At 39.7% G+C, this 17,118-nt stretch carries 21 protein-coding genes; 7 read left to right on the plus strand and 14 right to left on the minus strand.

The window, feature by feature from the left end; genetic code table 11:
* The 5 genes from ABC361_RS09795 to ABC361_RS09815 are packed head-to-tail and all read right to left on the minus strand — an operon-like array spanning position 1 to position 4,683.
* Entirely contained in the window at positions 1-1,140 is a 1,140-nt protein-coding gene (locus tag ABC361_RS09795; protein WP_413073813.1) for a thiolase C-terminal domain-containing protein, read from the minus strand.
* Positions 1,137-2,621, minus strand: a complete 1,485-nt coding sequence (locus ABC361_RS09800) for a class I adenylate-forming enzyme family protein (RefSeq protein WP_413073814.1) — start codon at positions 2,619-2,621, stop codon at positions 1,137-1,139. The genes ABC361_RS09795 and ABC361_RS09800 overlap by 4 nt, the downstream gene beginning before the upstream one ends.
* Positions 2,618-3,100, minus strand: coding sequence for a PPC domain-containing DNA-binding protein (locus ABC361_RS09805; RefSeq protein WP_413073815.1), 483 nt, complete (start codon positions 3,098-3,100; stop codon positions 2,618-2,620). Before ABC361_RS09805 ends, ABC361_RS09800 begins: the two co-directional genes overlap by 4 nt.
* A gap of 24 nt (positions 3,101-3,124) precedes the next feature.
* The gene (locus ABC361_RS09810; RefSeq protein ID WP_413073816.1) at positions 3,125-3,898 is read right to left on the minus strand and encodes an SDR family NAD(P)-dependent oxidoreductase; all 774 of its coding nucleotides are present in this window, start codon (positions 3,896-3,898) and stop codon (positions 3,125-3,127) included.
* A gap of 20 nt (positions 3,899-3,918) precedes the next feature.
* Entirely contained in the window at positions 3,919-4,683 is a 765-nt protein-coding gene (locus tag ABC361_RS09815) for an IclR family transcriptional regulator (protein WP_413073817.1), read from the minus strand.
* A 194-nt stretch (positions 4,684-4,877) separates the two neighbouring features.
* Here ABC361_RS09815 and ABC361_RS09820 point away from each other — a divergent pair, with 194 nt between their 5' ends.
* Positions 4,878-5,204 (plus strand): hypothetical protein, encoded by a 327-nt coding sequence (locus ABC361_RS09820; protein ID WP_413073818.1) that lies wholly within the window; start codon positions 4,878-4,880, stop codon positions 5,202-5,204.
* A gap of 54 nt (positions 5,205-5,258) precedes the next feature.
* Positions 5,259-5,417, plus strand: coding sequence for a hypothetical protein (locus tag ABC361_RS09825; RefSeq protein ID WP_375078548.1), 159 nt, complete (start codon positions 5,259-5,261; stop codon positions 5,415-5,417).
* A 962-nt stretch (positions 5,418-6,379) separates the two neighbouring features.
* Here the strand turns inward: ABC361_RS09825 and ABC361_RS09830 are convergent.
* Positions 6,380-6,892, minus strand: a complete 513-nt coding sequence (locus ABC361_RS09830; RefSeq protein ID WP_413073819.1) for a hypothetical protein — start codon at positions 6,890-6,892, stop codon at positions 6,380-6,382.
* A gap of 584 nt (positions 6,893-7,476) precedes the next feature.
* Positions 7,477-7,785, minus strand: coding sequence for a hypothetical protein (locus tag ABC361_RS09835; RefSeq protein ID WP_375078543.1), 309 nt, complete (start codon positions 7,783-7,785; stop codon positions 7,477-7,479).
* Positions 7,786-7,880: 95 nt separating this feature from the next.
* On the opposite strand from ABC361_RS09835, the gene ABC361_RS09840 reads away from it, so the two are divergent.
* The gene (locus ABC361_RS09840) at positions 7,881-8,738 is read left to right on the plus strand and encodes a hypothetical protein (RefSeq protein WP_413073820.1); all 858 of its coding nucleotides are present in this window, start codon (positions 7,881-7,883) and stop codon (positions 8,736-8,738) included.
* 345 nt (positions 8,739-9,083) lie between these two features.
* Here the strand turns inward: ABC361_RS09840 and ABC361_RS09845 are convergent, their stop codons facing one another.
* Together ABC361_RS09845 and ABC361_RS09850 are read right to left on the minus strand one after the other, a co-directional pair.
* Complete coding sequence (locus ABC361_RS09845) at positions 9,084-9,377, minus strand: hypothetical protein (protein ID WP_413073821.1); 294 nt, start codon at positions 9,375-9,377, stop codon at positions 9,084-9,086.
* Between the two features lie 150 nt (positions 9,378-9,527).
* Positions 9,528-9,689 (minus strand): hypothetical protein, encoded by a 162-nt coding sequence (locus ABC361_RS09850; protein WP_413073822.1) that lies wholly within the window; start codon positions 9,687-9,689, stop codon positions 9,528-9,530.
* 329 nt (positions 9,690-10,018) lie between these two features.
* Between ABC361_RS09850 and ABC361_RS09855 the strand changes: the two genes are divergently transcribed.
* Both ABC361_RS09855 and ABC361_RS09860 read left to right on the plus strand, forming a co-directional pair.
* Positions 10,019-10,618 (plus strand): TetR/AcrR family transcriptional regulator, encoded by a 600-nt coding sequence (locus ABC361_RS09855; protein WP_375078539.1) that lies wholly within the window; start codon positions 10,019-10,021, stop codon positions 10,616-10,618.
* 69 nt (positions 10,619-10,687) lie between these two features.
* Positions 10,688-11,353 (plus strand): hypothetical protein, encoded by a 666-nt coding sequence (locus tag ABC361_RS09860; protein ID WP_413073823.1) that lies wholly within the window; start codon positions 10,688-10,690, stop codon positions 11,351-11,353.
* Between the two features lie 315 nt (positions 11,354-11,668).
* Here the strand turns inward: ABC361_RS09860 and ABC361_RS09865 are convergent, their stop codons facing one another.
* A complete protein-coding gene (locus ABC361_RS09865) occupies positions 11,669-11,866 on the minus strand; it encodes a hypothetical protein (protein WP_413073824.1) in 198 nt (65 codons plus the stop codon).
* Between the two features lie 167 nt (positions 11,867-12,033).
* Between ABC361_RS09865 and ABC361_RS09870 the strand changes: the two genes are divergently transcribed.
* Positions 12,034-12,222: a hypothetical protein gene (locus tag ABC361_RS09870; protein WP_375078536.1), complete on the plus strand. Its 189-nt coding sequence runs from the start codon at positions 12,034-12,036 to the stop codon at positions 12,220-12,222.
* Positions 12,223-12,673: 451 nt separating this feature from the next.
* On the opposite strand, the gene ABC361_RS09875 is transcribed toward ABC361_RS09870, so the two are convergent.
* The 4 genes from ABC361_RS09875 to ABC361_RS09890 all read right to left on the minus strand — a co-directional run bounded on the left by ABC361_RS09875 (position 12,674) and on the right by ABC361_RS09890 (position 14,980).
* A complete protein-coding gene (locus ABC361_RS09875) occupies positions 12,674-13,036 on the minus strand; it encodes a GrpB family protein (protein WP_413073825.1) in 363 nt (120 codons plus the stop codon).
* 86 nt (positions 13,037-13,122) lie between these two features.
* Positions 13,123-13,884, minus strand: coding sequence for a class I SAM-dependent methyltransferase (locus ABC361_RS09880; RefSeq protein WP_413073826.1), 762 nt, complete (start codon positions 13,882-13,884; stop codon positions 13,123-13,125).
* Between the two features lie 328 nt (positions 13,885-14,212).
* Positions 14,213-14,632: a hypothetical protein gene (locus tag ABC361_RS09885; protein ID WP_375078528.1), complete on the minus strand. Its 420-nt coding sequence runs from the start codon at positions 14,630-14,632 to the stop codon at positions 14,213-14,215.
* Between the two features lie 54 nt (positions 14,633-14,686).
* Complete coding sequence (locus ABC361_RS09890; protein ID WP_413073827.1) at positions 14,687-14,980, minus strand: hypothetical protein; 294 nt, start codon at positions 14,978-14,980, stop codon at positions 14,687-14,689.
* 53 nt (positions 14,981-15,033) lie between these two features.
* On the opposite strand from ABC361_RS09890, the gene ABC361_RS09895 reads away from it, so the two are divergent.
* A complete protein-coding gene (locus ABC361_RS09895; protein WP_413073828.1) occupies positions 15,034-17,106 on the plus strand; it encodes an autotransporter outer membrane beta-barrel domain-containing protein in 2,073 nt (690 codons plus the stop codon).
* The last annotated feature ends 12 nt before the right edge of the window (positions 17,107-17,118 follow it).

Below are 17,118 nucleotides of genomic sequence, written 5' to 3' on the forward strand. Positions count from 1 at the left end.
TTATGCACCTTCCTTTTTAAATAAATGAACGAGTGAATATGCTCCCGTACCGCCTAGATTTTGAGCCATCCCAACTCGAGCATGTTCCACCTGGTTCGGTGCGGTTCCCCTTAATTGCTCAACGATTTGAACAATTTGTGCGATCCCGGTTGCGCCGATGGGATGTCCTTTTGATAATAGTCCACCACTCGTATTGACAGGTATATCACCACCGTGGTTCGTTAATCCTTTTTCAACCGCCTCAAAGCCCGTACCTCTTTCGAAGAAACCTAATTCTTCAATGGCAATGATCTCTGTCATGGAAAAACAGTCATGTAACTCCAAAACATCAACATCGTTTGGTTCCATAGCTGCTTGTGAATAGGCTTGTTTTGCTGCTTCTTCAGTGGCTGGAATACGAGTTAAATCGTCAACTTCTTGCATGATTGGTGTACCAGATGCCTGGCCCGAAGCGATGACTTCTACTCCTTCTCTTGCTACATTTTGAACAACAACAGCTGCGGCCCCATCGGATATCGGAGAGCAATCAAACAAACCAAGAGGGTCAGTAATCATTCGTGCTGAAAGAATCTCTTCTAGTGACGTGGCTGCTTGAAACTGCGACAACGGGTTTTGCCTCGCATAGTTTCTATTTTTAAAAGCAACCATGGCTAAATGAGACTTCGTGGCTCCATATTCATACATGTAGCGATTGGCGACTACACCAAAATAACCTGGAAACGTCAAGCCAGTTTTTGATTCCATGCTACTGTTATCCATCGCATGGTTAACAGCCGATATGACGTGGTTTGTCTGAATGTGGGTCATCTTTTCGCCACCAACCACAAGGACAGTCTTGTATGCACCGGCTTTTAACAATTGATAAGCTTGGCGAAAGGCAATCCCGCCTGATGCGCATGCTCCTTCAGTTTTCATGGATGGAATGTGTCCGAGTCCGAGTTCGGTTACGAGAATGCTGCCTAAAATCTCTTGTTGTGCTAAAGGTCCCCCCATAAAGTTTCCGACGATGATTGCGTCTACTTTGGGTCTACCTGCATCGATTAAAGCTTGTCGAGACGCTTTTAACAGTAACGTCTTGAGTGAATCGTTGCTTTTTCCAAAACGGGTCATGCCGACTCCTGTTACGGCTACTCTGCTCATCGTCTCACCTTTTCGCTATACAAATTTTTAAGTTCTCGTCTTAAGATTTTTCCATAAGGACTCTTTGGAAGAGCCGTCACAATCTCAATATGGGCGGGTTTTTTATAGCTCGCAACATGTTCCTTGCAGTGTAAAATTAATTGAGCGGCGTCAGTGGTAAATCCATGCTTCAAGACGACATGAGCGTAAGCCGTTTCACCCCACTTGTCATCAGGGACACCAAACACACAGACTTCTTTTACCCCTTCATGTTCGTTCAAGACTTCTTCCACTTCTCTTGGATAAATGTTCATTCCACCACTTATAATGACATCATTCTTCCGATCAATCAGGTGAAGATAGCCACATTCATCTGTCCACCCTAAATCCCCAGTAAAAAACCAGCCATCTTTTATCGCGTGTCTCGTCGCTTCTTCATTCTCCCAGTAGCCATCCATGACCAAAGGGCCTTTACAGGTTACTTCCCCAACTTCCCCTTGAGGTACTTCAACGCCTGCTTCATCTCGAATCACCATGTCGACCATTGGACCAACTGCACCACATGAGGACATATGTTGTGGTAATTTGCCTTTTGGCATGATCGTGATTGCCATGGGGGCCTCTACCAATCCGTAAGTTTCCGCAAAAATTGGACCCAGTTGTTGAAGAGCCTCCTGCAATTTCTCAGAGGCGATAGGCGCTCCCGCCATATTAATGCTTTTTAAGAATCTTAATTTCGTCGGATCAAATCCTTCTTCTTGAACCATTAAATTGACGATCGTCGGGACCATGAAAATAGTGGTTACTCGTTGCTGTTCCAGTTGATGCGGTGTGCGTTCAGAATCAAATTTGTCAAAAATGACTTGTTTCAGGCCAAAAAAGAGTGCGCATTGAGCCAGAAAATTGCTTCCATGCGTTAACGGCGCGACGTGACCAATGATATCCTCGTAACCGATCTCACAAGCCATCAGCAGGGATTGAGCCGATGCAATGATCGCTCGGTGAGACAGCACGGCTCCTTTTGGTCTTCCTGTTGTGCCTGACGTGTACATAATCGCAAACGTGTCTTGCTCTGATAACGAAATATTCGGGTATTTTATGTCGTAATGAGATATAAACGCTTTGTAATCTTCTTCAAGCGTTATCGTCACAATGTTAGACTCAACCACATCGGTTAACGCTTTTTCTCCTATTAGTACAGATGCCTTGGAGTGTTGCAAAATGAAATCTATTTCTTTTGGATGTAATTTGATATTAATAGGGACTTTCACGAAACCAGTCATCGCGACAGCGAGGTCGATGACAATATGTTCCGCGCGGTTTGACGCAAGTATGGCGACCCGATCCCCTTTTTGCAGGCCTTTTGCTGTAAGTGCTGATGCGAGACGACACGATTCTTCTTTTAACGCTTGATAAGTCATACTACGACGTTCATCAATAAGGGCAATCTTTTCTGCATGCTGGATAAAAGCCTTTTTAGCTAAACTGGAAAGCGTTATCATTTTATCCTCCTTTCTAGTGGTGCGGCATCGAATCGAATGGTCTTATAGGTGAGACGCTCATCGTACGCTCGTATTGCGGTGACCTCTGGAGAAGAAATGACGGTAAATTCTACTGTAATACAAACTTTATTGTAGCCTCTTAAAAAATGGCCAGCTTGAATACGCCCATCCATTCGTTCCACAATGCCATGTAAATGCATATCCAGATCACCTTGCTCATCTTTACAGATAAAACCCGTTGCTTGAATAAGTTCCACTGGTTCTTCGATCGTTGTGGCAGGCGCATAGCCATCTGGTCTGTTGTGTTGATTCACTTTAAAGACGGTAAAACCCGTTTTGTCTAGCGAACCTATGCATGTTACCATTCCTGAATGGATTTGGTTGTTTTTACAAATCCTCAGAATTCCATCCATCAAGTCTTCTCCCACAAGTAAAGACCCGTATAAAACGTGGTTGTTGGTCGTTATTTGTACACTCATTTTCGTGTCCTCCTCCGTTCATACTTAGCCGATTGCGGAACCTCCACATACTTTTAACACCTCACCGGTCACATAATCTGAATAGGAAGAAGCGAAATAGACGACCGCTCCTGCGATGTCTTCAGGATCCCCCATCCGATTAATGACTTGGTTACTCAGCGGGTAGTCAAGATCTTTTGTTATTTCTGTTTTTATTGGTCCTGGTGCAATGCTATTACACGTAATCCCTAATGCACCAACTTCTTTCGCCACCCACTTTGTTAAGGCAATTACTCCACCTTTGGACGCTGCGTAAGCGGGTCCAGAACGAGCTGATTTCTTTCCATCATGAAACGATAACGGCCCACCCATAATTCCTGAGATCGAACTAACATTAATGATTTTTCCACTTCCTTGATCTTTCATATACGGGTAAATCGCCTCTTTGGTCATAAAGAAGGTTCCTCGTAAATTCGTATTAATATCCCGTGCCCACATCTCTTCTGTTATGTCTTCTAGGTCGAGTCGTGAACAAGTCCCTGCATTGTTGACAACGATATCAATGGAACCAAAACGAGAATAAACATCCTTCATCAATTGTTGAATCACGCCACGATCTTGAATGTCGATACAGACACTCATTACGTCTCCTCGTACATTAGCTTGAGTGGATTCAATTAGACTGGCTGTTTCATGACAATCTAGAATATCGACCAGGACGACGTGTGCCCCCTCTTTTGCGAGAGCACGGGCGGAAGCAGCTCCAATTCCGCGGGAGGCACCAGTAATAATTGCTACTTTTCCTTGTAAACTTGCCATTTCCTCAACTCCTATAGGGTTTAATTTAGAACTTCTGCATTCCAACCAAGTGTACTCGAAATCTTTTGAGCATAATGTAATAGCTGATTAATTGTGATTTTGGTTTTTGCTTCATCAAGTCTTAGTGCGACTCCTGCTACACTTAGTGCTGCGACAACTTTTCCAGTGGAATCATAAATAGGTGCTGCCATTCCTTTAAGGCCTAAAAGGTATTCTTCGTGATCAATGGCAAAGCCCTGTGCTTTAATCGTTGCTAATTCTTCTAGGAGCGTTTCTTTTACGACCAACGTGTTGTCAGTCTTTTTTTCAAGCTTCGTCTTTGATAAGTACTTTTGCAAGAGTGGTTCATCTAAGTGAGCCAAAAACAATTTTCCTGAAGCCACGGTATAGGAAGGGGCTCGGTCACCGGGACCTAACACAATGCGAACGGTTTGAGAGCTTTCCACTTTTGACAAGTAGGAAACAGAATAATTCTGAAACGTTGAGATTAGAACACTCTCCCCTGTTTCTTTTGCGAGCGCTTCCAAAAAAGGTCTTGAATCGCCAACAAGGTCATAATGATTCTCTGCCATTTTCCCCATATCAATAAATTTATAAGACATGCGAATCTTGTTATTAGGAAGTTTTTCGATAATACCAATCTCAGTTAGTGTCACTAAAAACCGATGTACCGTAGTTTGATTTAAATCTAATTCACGAGATAATTCTGTAGCGGTTTTTGGTTCTTTGCACAACACATTGATAATATCAAAAGCTTTTCCCAAACTTTTGTTTTGGTACTGCATATTCAACACTCTTTTCATATAGTGAAAGTTAATTTTCTTTATATGAAAACCATACTCCAAATAAAAAACGCTGTCAACGAAAAATTCTGAACTTTTTACAAAAATGAATGGAACTTATCTGGCTTTCCCGTTATGATAACCTCTATACCGAGTTCTTCAGAAGCGTGAGTCTAAGGTGTGAGTAATAAAAAAACGTGGAACGTCATGTCGTCGGTTGCTTTATTGAGATGAAACAGATGACTCGGAGGTCCATTTCTCTTCTTGTGTTGGTTCTACTTTTAATCTTTAACCTCGTTTTCTTAGATGCGGTTTCTCGAAGTAGTTTTGTATACGATAGTGTGCTTTGGACCGTATATGTATGGTTCATCCCTCTTTCAATCATTCTAATTGTCATCTTGATAATAGTTAGCTTTTTTACAAAAAATGAAAACCGGTCTATAGCAACGTTTGCGATTGTTGTTTTAGGTGTAATCGTGCTTCTATTTTTCTTTTTTGCTTATTTTGGAGCAAATTTTGCTTAAAACAAACATTATTTCATAATGTGAAATACAGAACGATTTGGAGGGGTTTGTTTAATGGATGGTCAATACTTTGTTGGCTGGGGAACATTGGCACTCATCAATGCAGGGATCGCGCAAGGAAAGAACCGTTCTGGACTGAATTGGTTTTTCCTTTCACTCCTATTTGGTCCCTTTGCAACATTTATTCTAGTCGTGATGGAAAAAATAAAATAACGGAAAAAACCGCTTGTTAGGCGGCGTTTTAAGATGCTATCGGGGTACTTGCTGGAGCAATCGCCAAATTAAAAATCATTTGGAGGTAGGAGAAATCCAAACTTATTATGTACTTAGGCTCACTTATTAAAAGCACTACCTTATATATGAAGAACCATTTAAAGCGAGTCCTCATTACTTATTGTTCTTTTATGTTGAATGTGAGCACATCAATTAGAAATAAAAAAAGTAAGCAACTGATTAGTATCCTCGACACAACGATAGGTTCAACTCCGATAAAAATTAATACCATGATGGTGACAAAGATGACGAACCATACTGAAGTAAATAGTTTTGCAGACATCTTATTATATTTTCTGCAGTTCAAGCATTTAACGCGGTTACCGATTTTTCTTAATGCACTCCAACGCGACATTTCATGATTACAGTGTGAACACTGTTGATTGCGCATGGTTTAATTCCTCCCCTTTTTTCTTCGTAAATTCATAGTAATTACAGCTTGGTCCAGTAATGCGATAACGTTTAATTAAACATCTTGTCAAAAAAACGGAAAGAGACCATTTTAATATAAGGAGCAGTTATAATGACAATTAAAAAGCATTATATATTGGGGGTAATCGTTGCAACAATTATAATCTGTTTCACTATGCTGGTAATTGCTAGAGTCTATTTTAATAGTCAAGAAATTACTGCAGCCAGTGAAGAATGCTTCGAGCCAATGGGATCATTCATGTCGAAAAAGGCTTATTAAACCTAACGTATTCGTTTATGTGTGTTCAAGAAGCAAAATGAATGAATACGTGAGGTTTCGCATATATTTTGAGCCCATTTAAACATTAGCCAAGTTCTACGATATCACGTTCGTCAGTTAAATCCATATTTTTTTCTACTAGCCGCTTTAAAATCAATCCAAAGAGAAAAACACATCCATTAATGGGTGTGTTTGAAATGGAGAACCAATGTTAATTGTTGTTCGAAATCACCTCATATGACTCCACTACTGACAGTTTAGCGGACGTTACTTTATCATGCATAAACAAGTTAAATACATAATCCTCATCCATTGAATAATCCAGATTCTCAAATGTGTCAGAATCCTTTTGAGCAATCTGTAATTCATATTCAACGTCAGCATCGCTTGTAAATTGGAGTTGAACACTAGGTGTGCCATTATAGGCACCCACAATTTCTAGGTGGTAACCATTTTCAAATTCTGTGATTGTAATCGGTCTAAACCCTTTATTCGAAATTTGAGTTCCGTACCATTCCTCATTATTCTCAGGTTTTATGATAAGTGTAGAATCATGAGTGTCAGATAGATACGAAGTTAATTCAGACCAACTGTCAAACACTTCATTTGTTTCCGAAGTGCTTTCATCTTCAGAACAACCTACGATAAATAAAGTTAAAAAAACGAATATCAAATTTCTTCTCAAAAGTTCGATTCCACCTTTATTAAAAGTAACGTTTTTCATAAAACCCTACATTTATCAACTTAGCATTTTTGAACTAATACTACTATAAAACCCAGAATTCGGAGATAAAACGCCAAAACATTGGTTAATGAAGAAACATAGAATGTATTGATGGCGGTTTTCAGCAGTTTTTCCATTATCGAGGACCCCTTCTAAAAAGTGGCAATAAAGAAAAGAAGTGGCTCCCCTTTTCCCTCTGATTGTATAATAACAGTAATTGAAAGGAGATATGTAAATGTCTAGCGTTTACATAATTAGAACGTTTTTTTAGTTATTGTTACGTTGCTATCTGCATATTCAATAACCATAATTGATGTAACGATACTTGCCGCGGTCTCATTCGTCTGGTCTCATATTACCATCTACTTTCAAATTTAGATCTACTTTAAATAAACCTTTATAGTAAGAGGTACCTCCTCTTTTATTAGCATTCTCTATAATACTAAATAACCCTTCACTACCTGCCTCATTAACAACAAGAGTACAGCGTTTAGAGTATGGATTGATGCTCTGTAGTTTCCATAAGCTGCGCGCTTCTATTTTTAACATGTTCAAAAAATAACGCTGGTAAATACAGCCTTTAATCACGGTGCAAAATCAATTACGCCAGTAAAAAGTAAGATCAGTAAGAGTACAACGAAGATTGGATAGGACAAAGATAGGATTAAGGATAAGATAGGTAGAAATTTTCTTGCTTCTATTTTCAATGAAACAATTGAAAGAATTACACCAATTGCGGTAAGGGCTAGAACAATGTAATCACCATACTTTGAACCAATTAACACTACTCTTGTAGGAGTGACGAAAGTTAAAAACAAACATGCGATGCCAATAATTAAAGCTAAATATTTTATGAGGCTCCGTTTCTTCCTTAAATCGTTTTTATTTTTCATGTGTAGTTCTCCTTTTAAAGAATCCATTAATACATTTTATTTCGAATGTTTTGTTTAATGTACCACAGACTTATATTCAGGAGGAACTTAAAAGTATGGACATTCCTAAATATTGGGCAGAATCTGAAGTAGATGCATTTGATCCGGTTGGAAAACGAGTCGTTACCTCTGTTTGGCGCTGGTCTGATGAAAGCGAGGAAGTAGCTCAGTCTAAGTCTGATCAAGCAGCGAAGGAACTGAAAGTAAGAATCGAGCAAGGGGAACCACTCCAGCACAAATACTCATATGGCCATTATCCCGTTCGTGAAGAAATTATTTCTACTCATGATGAGCTAAGTTATATTATTACACGTAATTTATATGGGTCGTTTATTTTAAACACACAGAATGTCATGTTTGTAGATATTGATTTTGAACAAAAGACCGACGTAAGCTTATTTAAAGGGTTAAAAGGCTTATTTTCTCGGAAAAAGAAAGCTGTAAGGGAAGATTCTCCAGAGACACAAGCGATAAATCAGCTGAAGCGTTGGATAAATGAGGACGACAAACGTGGTGCTACCGTTTATCGTACATACGGCGGACTTCGTTACATGGTCACACATCAAATATTTGAACCTAGTGGGAAGGAAACAGAGCAAATCCTCGAACTACTTGGTTGTGATCCGAGCTATCGTGTCTTATGTAAGGTACAGAATAGTTTTCGCGCAAGGCTCACTCCAAAGCCTTGGCGCTTCGGAATGGACCGAATTCCCGTTCGTTACCCCTATCGAAATGAGAACGAAAAAGATTCATTAGCAAAATGGGATGTGATATATAAGGAAAAATTAGAAAAGTGGAGTACGTGCGAATATGTTTTGGCTATTGGAAATAAAGTTGTTCACCCTCAGGTAGTGCCTGTTCAAAAAATGCATGATCGTGCAACAAACGCACACGAGAAGTTTCCGTTAGCTTAAATCAGGTTTTATCATTTCGTATGTCTATTAAATGCAAATTGTTTATAATAAGTTCTAATAAAGGGACAAAATTCCCCTCTCGGTGAACAGGTTGAACGCAGCGCAAGTCAGTGCTAGTGTCGATAAGTCAAATTACATATTAGATGGTTATTTTCGAATCCCCTGGTTTAGGTTTAAACGATTAATTCCTAGCTATGGCTGTCTGGATTAAACAAGCACATGAGTTAATTCATGTGCTTTCTTTGATTTCCCTGAATGGTTACTAACCGCTCTGTTTCAATTTCTTCATTTCAAAACTCGTTTCCTTTATTAAGAAGTCAAACCGGCTAGTAAACAGATGATAGCTTAATTCAAATTTTTGTTTCGACCTTTCGTTTGCTTTTGATGTGATCGTAAAGTGATCTGCAAAGGAATGATTGCTAGTAAAATCATACTGATCCCTAGGATTGAATACGCTTGGCCGTCTTCAACATTTATCACTAAGCCATAAACAATAAACGCAATTGCAGCAAATTCTAAGAATAGGACAGGTATAAACTTCACTAACAGGTTCGAAGCTTTTTTGGATAGGGTCCATGCCACAAAGGTGACACTCCCAACTAGTAATAGGGCTAAACATATCGGAACGATAATTTCCATAGAACACCTCCGTTCTTTTAGAGTTAGTGAATAATGTAAATCTCTTAATCCCTTTTAGTAACGTTTGTCGTTGATAAGAATTAAACCTATGATGTTCTTGTCGTAATGACAATTTACCGCTCGAAGCTCATGTAAAAACAGCCTCATTTGCTAAACCTCTTTTTTCTTAGCTTCATGTGTGATCCCGACTATAATAAACGCTATTCCAATCACTAAGTAAAGATATTTTATTAACGATTTTGAGCCTGAAATCCATTCAAATGTGCCGTAGACTAAGAAAAAGATGGCGACCGCAAAGAATAGAATCTTCATTTAAGCACCTCTCTTTTATTCAATACAATTGTTCATCCCCTTACCCTTAAAAACTAAAATAAAACAGTTTCATTAAGATTAGCGCAGTAAACTTTTTCTGAGATGGAAAATGTTAAACTCGCAAGTAGTGCGATCCTTAGATCCCTAAGTGCTCTGGTGATGGTAGTCTCTCATTTCCAATTCTAAATATAGGCAAGGAGGTGCAAATCTCGAATAAAATCCCAACAAGTTAAAGGTTTGACAAATGAAAATGAAGGTTATATGATAAAAACTGATTGGTCGATCAAAATAAAAAACGATTATTCATTTTAGTTTGAGGTGAACAACTATTGGACAACAAACAATACTTCATTGCAGATGCAAGAAAAGAACAGATTATCACGGCAGCAATCGCCGTTGTAACCGAGATGGGCTACATCAATACCAGCCTTTCAAAAATAGCAAAAAAAGCAAATATTAGCACGGGTCTCATCTCCTACCACTTTTCTGGCAAAGAAGACCTCATGCGTCATACGCTCATGTATCTCGTCTTAAAAGAGCGAGCCTTTGTGAAAGAAAAGGTAGAAGAGAAGCAAAGTTATCAGGAAAAGCTTCTGGCATTTATCGAAGCGGGCATCACCTATCAAGGAACGAATAGTACTAATACAAACGCGATGCTAGAAATTGTGTTTAATGGCCGAACGTCTGACAATGTTCCGTATTACATGGCAGAAATCGATCAACGTGAAGAACTGCAGGCTTTGCTTATCGACATTCTTACTAAAGGAAAAGAAGAGAAGGAGTTTGCTGATTTTGATCCTCACGTGACGGCCATTATGATTCGTGCTGCACTTTCATCCGTTGCGTCCTTACCTAAACATGAAAAAGGGTTAACACTTGAAGCATTCAGCGAGAAGTTGATTCGGGGCGTGTTGAAGATGATTAACTAATCATTTATTAAGTCATGTAGCTTCTTCTTGCTACCCACACTTACAAAAAGGAAAGGAAGGTATAGCCTTATGTTTCGTTTTTTTCGCCAACAAAAACGTCGCTTGGCCATCAAGAAAGTGAAAGCGGGAGATGGACATACGCTCAAGCCGTACCGCCTTTGGCATATCTTCACCCATTCCTTGTTTCACATTACGATTACGAAAGAAAACAACGAGCAAGTCCATTATGCTTTAAAATCACGGTATTTCGCCGATGATTCGAGCGTTGATTTATACCATGGCAAGACTCATGTCGCCTACTCGACTCTTCCAGCCTCGATCCCGATTGAGAACGGCATTCTTGAAGTGAAAAGCGGTGGGAGTGGAATTAATCAGATTCGCTATCGAACAGATGAAGCAGAAACGTTTTCCATTTATCCAGACAAACGATCGGTCAGAGGCTGGCGCCTTGGTCTGCATCGACACTTCCCCGTCATCAGCAACTGCCTCGGGTTGTTAGCCATCTTGGTTTTATTAGCATCACTCGCGCTAGGGTTGCCGCAAATCGTTGAGCAAATTTCTGAAATCCCTTGGATAGCTGAACATATAGGAACTTTTCAGTCTCCGATCAATCTCCCAGTCTGGCTAAATGTCGCGATTGGCTTAGCCACTGGTTTTGCCGCAACTGAACGTGCCCTTATGTTGCGCAGTCACTGGTTAATTGATATGGAAACAGGCGGTTCAATTGAAGACTAATTGAAAACAGAAAAGGATGGTTGTTGCCTGTTTAAAAAACGACCACTTTTTAGTTTCATCGCCCTGTTTCCGCTCTTGACCAGTTGTTCCAATACCTAGTCAGCGCCTACGACTGACTCACCAAACAATATCTAGTCATGACGGAGCAGAAGACCCTGAAGACAGCAAACAACGAGAGATAATAACGGCATTGGCAGCTATCTTTAGCAAATGATGAATAAAAAATCGACGTTCATCTTGCGAGGAAACGACCAATTAGGACCAGCCTTAAAGGCTGGTTACAGACCGTAAACATTTGTCTACTTCCTGGATAACTTATTCTTTTTCGTGGTTCAAACGACGGCGTAACGTTAGTGTCGCTATGCTGAAGATAACAAATACTGTCGATGAGCCTGCGGTAACCATCTTTAAACCATTTTCAAGCGGTGGATCAAACAACATAGGTGTTACAATAATTAATATCGCTGCCGCAAGGCTCATTCCTAAAATAGAAAAAGCTAAAACTTTATTCATCTAAACACCTCACAGGAAATTAAATCAATGTACTACTGCAGTAACACCCGCACCACCACCGACTGTATACAGCACATAAACTTAAATACAGCATAAAAAAGGGTATTTCAGCTGTCATAACATCCCCTCTGATTGTATAATTACTGTAAGCGAAGGGAGATTAGTTGATGTCTAATGTTTACTTAATTCGAACGTTTTTTATCTTTGTTTTTTTAGTAATTACTACTTTGCTATCTGTAGATTCAATAACTACAATTGATATAACGATTTTGGCAGCGGCATCATTCGTCTGGTCTTTTCTAATTGGGCAACTTATTAAATTCATTGTGTTTGTATTTAAGCCTTATAACAAGTAGATCTTTAAAAGGAATAAAAGAACAATTCCTTAAAATGTAAGGCTTGTCTATAAAAAAGCTCCGCGTATAAGCAGATCTTTAGACGATAGATAATAAATTAATGATACCTTCAACAAAAAATACCAGAACGCAAAACCCAATTATCGCAATTTGCCATCTTCTGCTCTCTTTCTCTTCGTAAAACATGTTAATGGCTAAAAAGGTAAACGTTAAGACAACAGAAAAATTAAAGGCGATATCCAACCAAATTGATTCTGAAAAAAACGAGTAATTACCACGATTAAACCTATAAATCCAAACAACGGCCATACCCTTCGTGCTACTAAGTTCATGCTCTCACCCCTTGTGCAAATGTTATCATACAAAAAGCGCAAGCCTGCCATGTTATAGTACTGCTAATTTAACATATCTAATGATTAACTTTGATACTTAAATCTCACTCTCGTTTCTTTTATTCAACAAATCTAATTTTTGTTCCGGTTAAAGCATGAGGAAAGATTGATATGGTTTTTCCATAATCCTTGTAGCGAATAGAATGATTGACTAAAAAATGTCTAATCGTCTCTAACTTTTCTACTTTTAAAGTGAATGAGGTTATGACCATGCTTTCATTGAATTCGTCAACATGGTTGATATCACGAACAACTGGCATAATATCGATGACCCGCTTAGCACTTAATCCAACAACCGAGGTGCTGCCGATATGATAGGTAGCAATGATTTCATTTCCAAAAATATCATTTAACCTTGCCTCTTCCTCTGAGAACATTCGAGCCCATCTCTCGTTGTATGCCATGACTTCTACTTTTCGCAAGCACGCTCTCCCCCTCAGTACGTTTTGTATCCCTTGTCGGCTTGATCCCTAGTAAATGTAAAGCTAATTGGTGAATACAAGTAGCATTAATGTCCCTTTTTTAGTTTGAAAACTATAAAATCAGCACACCTAAAATCTTCTTCGAATGAAGGGTATTTCTTTAACATCTCTTTTGATGGCTTTGGTTCTTCGATGCAATCCAAAACAAAGCCGGTTTTAATTAAAGTATTTAGATAAGTTGTTAATGTTCGATGGAACAGCAACATTCTTTCAGTTTCTCCTAATCGTTGTTCATACGCCCCTTCATAAAAATAGTGATCTACGTTCCAATGCAACTTTTCACCGTCTGTTGTTTTCTCCCAACCGCTTTCTGGGGTAATAAAACAAGGATGTAAAATGGAAAAGATAAAACAGCCTCCATCTACTAACAATCGATACATTTCTTGAAATGCTTTTTCGAAATTAGGAAGATCCTGAATAACCATATTAGAAATGATTAAATCAAAACGTTCGTCTCCGAGAAAATCCAAATCCTCACAATTTCCATGTTTGTACTCAATTGATAGATGCTGTGGCGTTCTTCCTTTAGCAATTTCTATCATTCTAGATGAATAATCCACAGCCGTTACATGTGCTTCAGAATTGGCTAAAATTCTGCTTAAATACCCTTCACCACAGCCAGCATCTAAAACGTGTTTATTTTTAACCGTTCCCATAAGCGACAGCAAAGTAGGATTTAAGAACACTTCCTTATGAAGGTCTCCTTGTTCGGTATGCTGTGCTGCATAGATATCTGCGAAGTGATTCCATCTTTTAATTGCTTCTTCTGTTTGACTGTATTGATTCATTTTAATCCCTCCGTACCTGCTTGTTTATGAATCTATCTTTGTGAGTGCTTACATTTTTTGCAAATAAGCTTTCATGTTCGTTCTCCACTACTACTGTCATCTAGGTCTTTCTGTTATGTTTCACACTATCAATAAGTGCGTATAATAAGCTAAGCCAGAATAAAACTCTCGTTATGCTAACGATTAACCTGATAAAACCCTGTTCTGCTTCACCAATGTTCAAGACAATATCAACTAAAACAATAACGAAGCTTATGCCAGCCACAACAAATGCTAAAAATACCATGTTAGATCGTTCCTCACTTGTTGACGAAGAATATCGGAGTTGTTAAACGTTACATTTTGATTGAACTTCAATAATACTTGAGTTAAAGCCTGCTTTAATTCCTTGTGAGAATCCGCCCTGGTACGTGGACTCATCACTGTTTATCTTAGCTTCTTGTAAAGAACGATGACTTTTCATGCTATGTACCAATTGATGAATAACCGTTTCATTAATAAGATTCGACGTTTCCATTACTAGCTGACAGTAATTAGCCACTTGTTCATGCGAAAATGCCAACCCATCAAACAGCCCTTTTTGGAAATCGGGAGACAGGGTCTTTAATTCATCCAATGCTTCATGAGGAATGTCTTCTTTATAAAAGCTTTCGTTTACGGTTTGGTATAAATCTTTTTTGCTTTGTTCTCGATTGTTTTCAGCCAATCTCCTAAAGCTTTTTTCTAATTCTTTAAGGCGTTCTTTCAAAAGTAATTTCTCCTTCTTATAATCGAAATCTCTTACCATCCGATTGACAACGAATCAATAAGCGCTATTCATTCCTTTAGCAAAAAGCTGCTGATTATTATCATTATCGCTCAATTGCTTATTTGATGTCTTTTCCATCTCAATAAAGTCAAAGATACAATCTTCAATCTTAGAACCTCTGAACATTCGCTTACGGTAATCTGCCAACGGTACACCTCCTAATGTTGATACTCTTAAATTATCAAATGTGTTTACATATGTAAAAACAAATCTTAATTTTCTTATTTTTATTATTGCCGACTTCAATGACATCAGAAGCTTGATCTCGCTCTCCACCCATACAAGCATTCCTCCCCTCCCAAGCATAAAATGAATGGAAAAAATAATGAAAGGAGTTTTTTATGGCTACAGTAACGACTTTTGCAGAACTGCAAGCGGCTGTCACTGCACTAGACCCTGATATTACGATTGCTGAAAACCTTGCCTTCCCTGCGACGATTTTTCTTAATTACCAAACCATTATCCGTGGCAGTAGTTCGGCTATTACGTTAACCCGCGCTCTCGGCTTTGTCGGGCCATTATTTGCAATTCAGCCCGCCGGCATTGTCACACTTGATTCGTTAACGATTGACGGTCAGGGAGCAACCGCCTCCCCGTTAGTAACATCAACCGGGAATTTAACCATTTCTAATTCGATTCTACAAAACAATAACGCTACTTCAGTTGGTGGCGCGGTCTTTGCCGATATTGGAACAACACTAACTTGTACCAATTCAGTTTTTACGACAAATTCATCAAGTGCTCAAGGTGGTTCCATTTTTGTCAACGCAAACGGAACAGCGACACTTACGGATTGCACAGTCGCAAACAGCACAGCACTTGAAGGCGGCGGTATATATGTAAATGCCAATGCGAGCATGACAGCTACTGGTTGCTCGATTTTAAACAACACTTCTCAACAGAATGGTGCTGGTCTTTTCTTAAATACGTCGGTCGTTGGAAACATAACAGACTGTACGTTCACAGGGAATAACGCTGTAAACGGGTTTGGAGGCGGTTTGTTTTCAAATAATAATGTCTCAACAACTCTTACAGGATCATCCTTCGTCGGAAATCACTGCGCCGTTGATGGTGGTGGCTGTTATCTAAACGGCGGTGGTATCGCAAGCGTCGCTAACACGACGTTTCGCGAAAATTCAGGAGGCGGTGATGGCGGCGGTCTCTATTTGAACCAATTAATTGGCAACACCTCAATCACAGGTTGTGCGTTTGAAAGTAATTCCTCTACTAATGGTGGTGGATTATTTATTAACGGCAGCGATACAACGCTTACTGACAGCTCGTTTATAACAAATACAGCAAGCCAAGCTGGTGGCGGCTTGTTCATCAACATTGACTCTAATTTTAGTGGAAACAACAACATTTACCAAGGGAATCAAGCAGGAGATGGTGGTGGCGGTGGGGTTTTCCAGAATGCCAACACGGTAGCAAAATTTAGCAACTCTTCTTTGACGAACAATTCCACAACCGGTGGAGGGGGCGGCTTATTCATTAACGAAGGTGCCACCGCAACCACAACTTCCTCTTTACTCGCCCAAAATCAATCCGCTGTTGGAGGCGCCATTTTTATCAACAATGGCGCTACACTAAACAGTTCTAACAATACTCAATTTATCGGCAATACAAGTACAGGGGATGCTGGTGCGGTGCAAATTAATCCAACTGGCACATTTAATGAGCAAGATGGCACATTTTCTGGTAATTCGGCCGCTCAAACAGGAGGCGCGATAAACAACCTCGGGACGTTGACTATTTCTGGAACAACATCAATTGGTGTACCCGTCAACAATACTGCTGCAATTGCACCAGGTATTTTTAATGGTGGTACTTTGAATGCACAAGATACAACAAATGCGACAAGTGGCGTGTTTATTCCTAGTATTGATAACGTTGTCCAGGTTACACAGCCACTCTTACCTGGATCAACCATTCAGCTTGATCAAACCGACTATGTTTTTCCAGACCCGGCTAAAAGTCCGATTGTTGTTGGTGTTCCGACACCTCAGTATCCGGTATTAGCGCAAAGCGACGCCGATCAATTCGCGAAACCAGTAACGGGATTTGACGATTGGGTTGTTCGCTTGCTGAACAATCAAGTCGTGCTCGTATTTGATCCAGCCTTTCGCATCACCTATTTAAATTTAATGGGCGCATCTAATCCAAATCCAACAAGTTATCGACCAGAAGATTTACCAATCGTCCTGCAAAACCCAGGCAGAGTACCAGGGTTCCGCTTCGTCGGCTGGTTTGATCAGGCCGGCAACCAAGTAACAGTCATTCCAGCAGGTACAACGGGAGACCTTGTCTTTATCGCTCGCTTCGTCCGTGTCGCGCCACCTTACTCCCCTCAGTTTTTCGCCAGGTGTCGGCAACTGAAGCGCTGCAAGTGTTGTTGCAGATGTAAGTGCCATTAATCATCCGAAAAA

The sequence above is a fragment of the Shouchella phoenicis genome (assembly GCF_047238345.1).
In the GTDB taxonomy this organism is placed as follows: domain Bacteria; phylum Bacillota; class Bacilli; order Bacillales; family Bacillaceae_D; genus Shouchella.

Excerpts from the sequence above, each read along its gene's own strand:
- ABC361_RS09810 (WP_413073816.1), bottom strand. The coding sequence starts at position 3,898 with ATGGCAAGTTTACAAGGAAAAGTAGCAATTATTACTGGTGCCTCCCGC.
- ABC361_RS09835 (WP_375078543.1), bottom strand. The coding sequence starts at position 7,785 with ATGAAAAATAAAAACGATTTAAGGAAGAAACGGAGCCTCATAAAATAT.
- ABC361_RS09825 (WP_375078548.1), top strand. The coding sequence starts at position 5,259 with ATGGATGGTCAATACTTTGTTGGCTGGGGAACATTGGCACTCATCAAT.
- ABC361_RS09830 (WP_413073819.1), bottom strand. The coding sequence starts at position 6,892 with ATGAAAAACGTTACTTTTAATAAAGGTGGAATCGAACTTTTGAGAAGA.
- ABC361_RS09815 (WP_413073817.1), bottom strand. The coding sequence starts at position 4,683 with ATGCAGTACCAAAACAAAAGTTTGGGAAAAGCTTTTGATATTATCAAT.
- ABC361_RS09795 (WP_413073813.1), bottom strand. The coding sequence starts at position 1,140 with ATGAGCAGAGTAGCCGTAACAGGAGTCGGCATGACCCGTTTTGGAAAA.
- ABC361_RS09800 (WP_413073814.1), bottom strand. The coding sequence starts at position 2,621 with ATGATAACGCTTTCCAGTTTAGCTAAAAAGGCTTTTATCCAGCATGCA.
- ABC361_RS09880 (WP_413073826.1), bottom strand. The coding sequence starts at position 13,884 with ATGAATCAATACAGTCAAACAGAAGAAGCAATTAAAAGATGGAATCAC.
- ABC361_RS09860 (WP_413073823.1), top strand. The coding sequence starts at position 10,688 with ATGTTTCGTTTTTTTCGCCAACAAAAACGTCGCTTGGCCATCAAGAAA.
- ABC361_RS09850 (WP_413073822.1), bottom strand. The coding sequence starts at position 9,689 with ATGAAGATTCTATTCTTTGCGGTCGCCATCTTTTTCTTAGTCTACGGC.
- ABC361_RS09845 (WP_413073821.1), bottom strand. The coding sequence starts at position 9,377 with ATGGAAATTATCGTTCCGATATGTTTAGCCCTATTACTAGTTGGGAGT.
- ABC361_RS09870 (WP_375078536.1), top strand. The coding sequence starts at position 12,034 with ATGTCTAATGTTTACTTAATTCGAACGTTTTTTATCTTTGTTTTTTTA.
- ABC361_RS09865 (WP_413073824.1), bottom strand. The coding sequence starts at position 11,866 with ATGAATAAAGTTTTAGCTTTTTCTATTTTAGGAATGAGCCTTGCGGCA.
- ABC361_RS09840 (WP_413073820.1), top strand. The coding sequence starts at position 7,881 with ATGGACATTCCTAAATATTGGGCAGAATCTGAAGTAGATGCATTTGAT.
- ABC361_RS09890 (WP_413073827.1), bottom strand. The coding sequence starts at position 14,980 with ATGCTTGTATGGGTGGAGAGCGAGATCAAGCTTCTGATGTCATTGAAG.
- ABC361_RS09895 (WP_413073828.1), top strand. The coding sequence starts at position 15,034 with ATGGCTACAGTAACGACTTTTGCAGAACTGCAAGCGGCTGTCACTGCA.
- ABC361_RS09805 (WP_413073815.1), bottom strand. The coding sequence starts at position 3,100 with ATGAGTGTACAAATAACGACCAACAACCACGTTTTATACGGGTCTTTA.